This is a genomic window from Longimicrobium sp. (assembly GCA_036387335.1).
GTDB lineage: Bacteria > Gemmatimonadota > Gemmatimonadetes > Longimicrobiales > Longimicrobiaceae > Longimicrobium.
In genome coordinates, this window is sequence record DASVTZ010000113.1 from 1 (window position 1) to 6,774 (window position 6,774).

General features: G+C 71.5%; 4 protein-coding genes. 3 read left to right on the forward strand and 1 reads right to left on the reverse strand.

The annotated features are described in order from the left end of the window. Window positions 1-256 precede the first annotated feature (256 nt). The gene (locus tag VF647_10685) at window positions 257-586 is read right to left on the reverse strand and encodes a hypothetical protein (GenBank protein ID HEX8452554.1); all 330 of its coding nucleotides are present in this window, start codon (window positions 584-586) and stop codon (window positions 257-259) included. A gap of 225 nt (window positions 587-811) precedes the next feature. Between VF647_10685 and VF647_10690 the strand changes: the two genes are divergently transcribed. The 3 genes from VF647_10690 (at window position 812) to trpE (ending at window position 6,372) form a co-directional block, all read left to right on the forward strand. Continuing rightward, window positions 812-1,963, forward strand: coding sequence for an exonuclease SbcCD subunit D (locus VF647_10690; protein HEX8452555.1), 1,152 nt, complete (start codon window positions 812-814; stop codon window positions 1,961-1,963). Then, complete coding sequence (locus VF647_10695; protein ID HEX8452556.1) at window positions 1,960-4,404, forward strand: SMC family ATPase; 2,445 nt, start codon at window positions 1,960-1,962, stop codon at window positions 4,402-4,404. Before VF647_10690 ends, VF647_10695 begins: the two co-directional genes overlap by 4 nt. A 474-nt stretch (window positions 4,405-4,878) precedes the next feature. Continuing rightward, the gene (gene trpE, locus VF647_10700) at window positions 4,879-6,372 is read left to right on the forward strand and encodes an anthranilate synthase component I (GenBank protein HEX8452557.1); all 1,494 of its coding nucleotides are present in this window, start codon (window positions 4,879-4,881) and stop codon (window positions 6,370-6,372) included. Window positions 6,373-6,774: the final 402 nt, after the last annotated feature.

The window sequence follows — 6,774 nt, forward strand, 5'->3', positions numbered from 1 at the left end:
GGCCCGCATCCAACAGCGAATGAATTCGCCGCTGGAAACACACAAAGTCCGCCTGCGCGGACTCGGGGTTCGACGTCGCGCTTATCCAGCCCACTTCAGTGGGCTTCGCGTGGTTCCAGCCGGGGGCTTCAGCCCCCGGCGCCCTGCCGCTGGACCCGCCCCCGCCCCCGCGCCCCCGACCCCGGCGGAACCTGCGAAGGCAGGTTTCCCGCGGTTGTTGCAGCGGTTTCAACCGCCGGATGTGAGCCCACCGCCCCTACCGCTTCTTCCCCTGCCTCTTCGCCTGCCGCTGCTGCGCCCGCTTCATCTCCCCCTGGTAGTACTCCATCGCCTTCTGCCGCTGCTCCAGGTGGCGCTTCATCTGGTCGGACTGCTTCAGCTTGGAGCCCTCCGGCCCGGCGTACCGCTGCTTGGCCGACATGCGGTGCATGAAGCGCATGATGGGCCCGCGGATGTACTTCAGCAGGAACGCCTGCCCCCGCTTCCCCTCTTTCTCCATCTGCGCGATCGCGTAGGGGAGCGCCTGCACGGTGTCCTGGAGCTGGCGGTGCGTCTCCTCGGGGGAGAGCTTCTTCTTCTTGGCCATGGCGCGTAACCCTATAAGTTCCTGGAAGGAGCGGGCCTGCGCCGCACTCCGCAGTGACGAAGGAAACCCCCCGGCGTTGCTCCGGGGGCCCAACCCTTCTACGTTGCCGCTCCTGACCGGCGGAACGGGGTATGAAGAAAGGGGCGGCGCCGCCCTCCCCGCAAGGGGCGCGGCGCACCCCTCCCCGTCCGGCACCGGCGCACCGACCCGGCTCCACCGACGCCCGTGAGAATCGCACACCTCGCAGACCTTCACCTGGGCTTCCGCGCCTACCACCGCGTCACGCCGCGGGGGATCAACGTGCGCGAGGCGGACGTGGCCGAAGCCTTCCGCCGCGCCGTGGCGCGCGTGTGCGACCTGCGGCCGGACCTGGTGCTGCTGGCAGGCGACATCTTCCACACGGTGCGCCCCTCCAACACCGCCATCGCCGAGGCGTTCCGCCAGTTCAGCATCCTCACGGAGCGCCTGCCGGGGGTGCCCGTGGTGATGCTCGCCGGAAACCACGACTCCCCCCGCTCGTCGGACACGGGGAACATCCTCCGCCTCTTCTGCGAGATCCCGGGGATCAGGGTCGTGACGGAGGAGTGCAGCCACGTGCGGCTGGAGTCGCTCGACACCTCGGTGATGTGCATGCCGCACAACGCCCTGGCGTGCGACCACGAGGCGTCGATGGACCCCGATCCCGCGTCTGCCAACAACATCCTGATGCTGCACGGCACGGTGAGCGGCACCGTGGCCGAGCAGAAGATCCGCTACGTCACCGAGTACGGCGGCGCCATGGTGGCCGACACCAGCATCGGGCCGGAGCGGTGGAGCTACGTGGCGCTGGGACATTACCACCTGGTAACCGAGCTGGCGCCGAACATGTGGTACGCGGGCGCCATCGAGCGCACGTCCACCAACATCTGGATGGAGACGGGGGAGAAGGGCTTCCTCCTCTACGACACGGAGCGCCGCGCCGCCGAGTTCCACCCGGTGCAGACGCGCAGCACCGTCGACCTCCCCCGCCTGGATGGCCGAGGGCTGAGCGCGGCGGAGCTGGACGAGGAGATCCGCGCCGCCGTGGAGGCCGTGCCCGGCGGGATCGCCGCGCGCATCGTACGGCTCGTCATCACTGACGTGCCGCGCAACCTGGTGCGCGAGCTGAACCACCGCCGCATCCGCGAGTGGAAGGCCGAGGCGCTCCACTTCCACCTCGACGCGCGCCCCCCCGAAGTGCGGCGCCGCGTCGGCTCCGGCGCGCCGATCCGCAGGCAGACGCTGCAGGAGCAGGTGGCGGCGTACCTGCGAACCTGGCCGCAGAAGCAGGGGATCGAGCGCGAGCGGCTGGTGGAGCTCGCCACGTCGTACGTCGACCGGGCGGGAGACGCCGTATGAGGCTCATCTCCCTCAAGCTGCGCAACTTCCGCCAGCACGCGCGCACCGACATCGCCTTCCGGCCGGGGCTCACCGGCATCATCGGGCCGAACGGGGCGGGGAAGAGCACGATCCTGGAAGCCATCGCCTGGGCCGTGTACGGCGCGGCGGCGGCGCGCGGCACCAACGACACCATCCGCTTCGCGCGCGCGGGGCAGGGCGCGCGGGTGGAGGTGGAGCTGCAGTTCGAGCTGGGCGGCCACGAGTACCGCGTGGTGCGCACGCTCAGCAAGGCGGAAGTCTTCCTGGACGGCGGTGTGGCCCCGGTCGCGGCCACGCTGGGCGGCGCCACGGCGTACCTGCAGGGGCGCCTGGGGATGTCGCGTGAGGAGTTCTTCAACACCTACTTCACGGGGCAGAAGGAGCTCGCCTTCCTCGCCACCATGGGGCCGACGGAGCGCGGGCGCTTCCTCAGCCAGGTGCTGGGATACGAGAGGCTGCGCCGCGCGCAGGAGCTGGCCCGCCTCCGCCGCACCGAGCTGCGCACGGAGATCAAGGCCCTGCGCGCCGCCCTCGGCGACCGCGGCGAGATCGTGGGCGCGCGCCAGGCCGCCGAGCGCCGCGTGGCCGAAGCCCTCGAAGCCCTGCGCACGGCCGAGCGCGAGGCGGAGGATGCCCGCGCCGCGCTCAAGCTGATTGAGCCGCGCTGGGCCGCCGCGCAGGCCGCCCGCGAGCGCTTCCGCGAGCTGACCCACGCCGCCGACGCCGCCCTCCGCGACCGCGACGCCGCCCGCCGCGACGCCGCCCGCGCCGAGGGTGAGCTCGCCGCCGTCGCCGGCGCCGAGACGGATCTGGCGCCCCTGCGCGAGCAGCTCGCGGTGCTCCCCGCGCTCACCGAAGAGGGCACCCGCCTCGCCGACCTCGCGCGCCACGCCGAGCGCCGCAAGTCGCTCGTGGCCCAGATCGCGGACGCGGTGGGCGAGACGCAGCGTACGGTCACGAGGCTGGAAAAGCTGGACACCGCCCCGGAGCTGGAGCGCCGCTACGCCACCGAGCTGGAGCAGCTCCGCGCCCGCCGCGCCGAAGTGGACACGGAGCTGGAGGAGAGCAAGACCACCTGGCTGCGCGACCGGCAGGACGCGGAGACCAAGCTGCAGACCTACCGCGACCGCGGCGTGGAGCTCAAGGAGCAGATCCGCTCCATCGAGGAGCTTGGCCCCGAGGGCACCTGCCCCACCTGCGGCCGCCCCGTCGGCGCGGACTACGAGCGCCTGCTGGAGGAGCTGCAGGACCAGTGGGTGACCATCGTGCAGGACGGCAAGTGGTGGTCGTCGCGCTTCGACCAGCTCAAGGACAAGCCGGAGGAAGTCGCGAACCTGGAGGCGCTGACGCACGACCTATCGCGGCAGGTGGAGGACCGCACGCAGAAGCACACCCGCTGCCAGGCCGCCCTCCAGGAGCGCGAGGGGCTGCTCAAGGAGCGCGCCCAGCGCGAGGCCCGCCACGCGGAGCTGACCGCGGAGCTGGCCGCGACCCCCGCCGGCTACGACGCCGCGCGGCACAAGGAAGTCGAGAAGCGCATGCGCGAGCTGCGCGAGGTAGAGAAGCGCGCCGCGCGCCTGGAGGAGACCGCCCGCCGCCGCGCCGACTGGGAGCGCGACCGCGCCGAAGCCGCCGCCCGCGAGGCCGCCGCCGAAGCGCGCGCAAAGGCCGCCGCGGCGGAGCGCGAGGCGCTCGGCTTCTCCGAGGAGGCGTTCGAGGCCTCCCGCGCCGACTACACCACCGCCGACGGCCGCGCCCGCGCCGCCGACCTGCGCGCCGCCACCCTGCGCGGCGACGTGAACACGGCCGAGCAGGCGTTCCAGGCCGCGCGCCACGCGGAGGACGAGTACAACCGCCGCGCCGCCGAGGTGGAGACGCAGGAGACCGACCTCCGCTACCACGACGAGCTGGACGCCGCCTACACCGACCTCCGCCAGGAGCTCAACGACCAGGTGCGCCCGGAGCTCTCCGAGATCGCCTCCGCCTTCCTCACGCAGCTCACGGACGGCCGCTACACGGCCATGGAGATCGATGAGGGCTACAACATCATGGTGCTGGACGAGGGCGAGGAGAAGCCGGTGATCTCCGGCGGCGAGGAGGACGTCGCCAACCTGGTCCTGCGCCTCTCGCTCTCGCAGATGATCGCCGAGCGCGCCGGCCACCCGCTCTCCCTGCTGATCCTGGACGAGGTGTTCGGATCGCTGGACGTGGCGCGCCGCGACAACGTCGTCCAGCTCCTCCACGCCCTGGAAGGCCGCTTCGAGCAGGTGATCCTGATCACGCACATCGACGGCATCCGCGAGAGCCTGGACCAGGTCCTCCGCGTGGACTTCGACGAGCGCGCCGCCACCTCCATCGTCCGCGAAGACAACGTCGACGGCAGCGCGGAGATGCCGGAGGCCCCGATGGCGGCGGACTGAACGGCGGGGAATGGGGAATGGGGAATGGGGAATGGCCCCCTGCCGCATCCCCCCATTCTGTCATCCTGAGCGACGCGCCTCTCCGTCCCCGCCCCGGCTCCACCCTATGGCGCGTAGCGAAGGATCTACTGCGCGTAGCAGGAGGACCGTTCACGCGCGCCTCCTGCCTCGCCGGCTAGATCCTTCGGTCGCCGCCCGAGTTCGGGAGCAAGGCAGGCATCCGTCGGGCGGCTCCCTCAGGATGACAGAAAAGGTGGGGATGGGGGAGTGGGAAATAGATGAGATCCCGGGCCACTCGCCCTCCCATCTCTGTCATCCTGAGCGACGCGCCTCTCAGTCCCCGCCGTGGCTCCACCCTATGGCGCGTAGCGAAGGATCTACTGCGCGTGGCAGGAGGACGGCCGGTGCGCGCGACCTCTGCCGCGCCGCGACAAAACAGTGTAGCGCCGCTATCCCTTTCCACTGCCGTGCCCAATGCCGCTGTCCCCGACGTTCGATGAATTCCGCGCGCACGCACGCGAGGCCACCCTCGTGCCCGTGTCGCTCGACTTCCTGTTCGACACGGAGACGGCGGTCTCGGCGTACCACAAGCTCGCGCGGCCGCCGTTCGGGTTCCTGCTGGAGTCGGTGGTGGGGGGCGAGACGTGGGCGCGCTACACCTTTCTGGGGACACAGCCGCGCGGCGCGTGGAAGCTGACCGGCGACCGCATCCACCGCTGGACACCCGCCAGGGGGTGGGAAGACACCGGCCCATCCGACGATCCGCTCGGCGACTTCGACCGCCTGCTGCGCGCGCACGTGCCCGCGCAGGTGCCGGGGCTGCCGCGCTTCTGGGGCGGAGCGGTGGGCTTCTTCGGCTACGACACGGTGCGGCTGATCGAGCGCCTCCCCGCCGCGCCCGAAGGCGACCTGGGGCTCCCGGACGCCCTCTTCATGCTGACCGGCACCGTGGTGGCGGTGGACAACCTCTTCGGCCGCGCGCACGCCATCGCCGCGGTGGAGACGGCGGGGGCGGACGACGAGGAGCTGCGCCGCCGCTACGACGAGGCCGCGGGCGAGGTGCTCGACATCGTCATGCGCCTGCGCGAGGGGCGCGGGCCCGAGCCGCTCACCCTGTCCCCGCCCGCCGCCGCGGACCCTGAGTTCGAGAGCACCATGACGCGCGCCGAGTACGAGGACGGCGTGCGCCGCGTGCAGGAGTACATCCGCGCCGGCGATGCTTTCCAGGTAGTTCTCTCGCAGCGGCTCACGGTGCCGCTCGCCGTGCCGGCATTTGACCTGTACCGCGCGCTGCGAACCCTCAACCCCTCGCCCTACCTCTTCTACCTGGAGCTGGACGGGTTTCAGCTCGTGGGCTCGTCGCCGGAGACGATGGTGAGGCTGGAGGATGGGCGCGTGACGGTGCGGCCCATCGCCGGCACCCGCCGCCGCGGCCTCGATGCGGCCGAGGACGCAACGCTGTCCGCGGAGCTGCTGGCGGACAGCAAGGAGCAGGCGGAGCACCTGATGCTCCTGGACCTGGGGCGCAACGACGTGGGGCGCGTCGCCCGCTACGGCACCGTGCGCGTGCCGGCGCGCATGGCGGTGGAGCGGTACTCGCACGTCCTCCACCTGGTCTCCACCGTGGAGGGAGATCTGCGCCCGGGGCTCAGCGCGGTGGACGTCTTCCGCGCCTCCTTCCCGGCCGGAACCGTGAGCGGCGCTCCCAAGGTGCGTGCCATGGAGATCATCGACGAGCTGGAGCGGTCGCGGCGCGGGCCGTACGCGGGGGCGGCCGGCTACTTCGCCTATGGCGGGCACGCCATGGACACCGCCATCGCCATCCGCACCGTGGTGGCGCAGGGCGGGCGCGCGCACGTTCAGGCCGGCGCCGGGCTTGTGGCCGACAGCGACCCCGCCTCGGAGTACGAGGAGACGCTCAACAAGGCTCGCGCCCTCCTGCGCGCCATCCAGACTACGGGAGGATGAGAAAGGAGCGCGCCGGGTTGACAGATTCGGACGTTCGTTCTATAACTGAACCTGAGCGGATCGGCTCGCCGGCCCCTTAAGTGTCCGAAAACCGCTGGCCCCCCGTCACCCGAACGCCGAGCGGCCCGCGGGAATGCGACCCTGTCGCATCTTCGCGTGCTGATACGTTGTATGGGTGTCCACCCTTCCCCCAACCCTCCGTCCAGGAGGTGCTTTGCCCGCGCAGGACGTTCACGCTGGTCCCGCGACGCCCGCCTGAGGATCGCCCGGCGGAGGCAAGCGGGAAGTCCCAACGGAGCCCGGCGCACGCCGGCCCGTATCCACCGACTGCCGGCGAGGTGCCGGCAAGCTCCCGGAGGTCGTGCATGAAACAAGTCCGTTGGCTCTTTGCGGCGGTAGTCG